Origin of the sequence: Burkholderia sp. ABCPW 111, assembly GCF_000773065.1 — a bacterium.
GTDB lineage: Bacteria > Pseudomonadota > Gammaproteobacteria > Burkholderiales > Burkholderiaceae > Burkholderia > Burkholderia savannae.
In genome coordinates this window covers 1-1,203 of record NZ_JPWT01000046.1, presented here as the reverse complement: position 1 = coordinate 1,203, position 1,203 = coordinate 1, and the positions used below count along the sequence as shown (strand labels likewise).

The following is a 1,203-nucleotide window of genomic DNA, read 5'->3' as shown; positions in this document are numbered from 1 at the left end:
ACGCGCTCGATCGCGATGGCGATCCCCTGACCGACGCCGATGCACATCGTGCAGAGCGCGTAGCGGCCGTTCGTGCGATGCAGCTGGTACGTCGCGGTCGTCACGAGCCGCGCGCCGGACGCGCCGAGCGGGTGCCCGAGCGCGATCGCGCCGCCGTTCGGATTCACCCGCGCATCGTCGTCCGCGACGCCGAGCAGGCGCAGCACCGCGAGCCCCTGCGAGGCGAACGCCTCGTTCAGCTCGATCACGTCGAACTGGTCGATCGTCATCCCGAGCCGCGCGAGCAGCTTGTGCGTGGCCGGCGCCGGGCCGATGCCCATCACCCGCGGCTCGACGCCCGCCGTCGCGATCCCCAGCACGCGCGCGCGCGGCACGAGCCCGTGACGCCGCGCGGCCGCCTCGCTCGCGACGAGCAGCGCGCACGCGCCGTCGTTCACGCCCGACGCGTTGCCCGCCGTCACCGTGCCGTCCGGCCGCACGACGCCCTTGAGTTTCGCGAGCGCGTCGAGCGATGTCTCGCGCGGATGCTCGTCGCGCGACACGACGGCCGGCTCGCCTTTCCTCTGCGCAATCGTCACCGGCACGATCTCCTGCGCGAGCGTGCCGTCGGCTTGCGCGCGCGCCGCTTTCTGCTGGCTGCGCAGCGCGAACGCGTCCTGGTCGGCGCGGCTCACGCGGTAATCGGTCGCGACGTTCTCGGCCGTCTCCGGCATCGAATCGACGCCGTACTGCTGTTTCATCAGCGGATTGACGAAGCGCCAGCCGATCGTCGTATCGAAGATCTCGGCCTGGCGCGAGAACGCGCTCGTCGCCTTGCCGGTCACGAACGGCGCGCGGCTCATGCTCTCGACGCCGCCCGCGATCATGAGGCCGGCCTCGCCGGCCTTGATGGCGCGAGCGGCGACGCCGATCGCGTCCATCCCGGAGCCGCAGAGGCGGTTGATGGTCGAGCCGGGCACGGCCTGGGGCAGGCCGGCGAGCAGCAGCGACATGCGCGCGACGTTGCGGTTGTCTTCGCCGGCCTGGTTCGCGCAGCCGTAGATGACGTCGTCGACGGCGGCCCAGTCGACGTCGCGGTTGCGCTCGACGAGCGCCTTGAGCGGCACGGCGCCGAGGTCGTCGGCCCGCACCGGCGCGAGGGCCCCGCCGTAGCGGCCGATCGGCGTGCGGATTGCGTCACACAGGAATGCTTCGGTCATGTCG

At 72.3% G+C, this 1,203-nt stretch carries 1 protein-coding gene; it reads right to left on the bottom strand.

What is annotated here, in order from left to right; translation table 11 throughout:
• A partial coding sequence (pcaF, locus tag X946_RS05905; RefSeq protein ID WP_038744858.1) for a 3-oxoadipyl-CoA thiolase occupies positions 1-1,199 on the bottom strand: 1,199 nt, incomplete at its 3' end.
• Positions 1,200-1,203 lie beyond the last annotated feature (4 nt).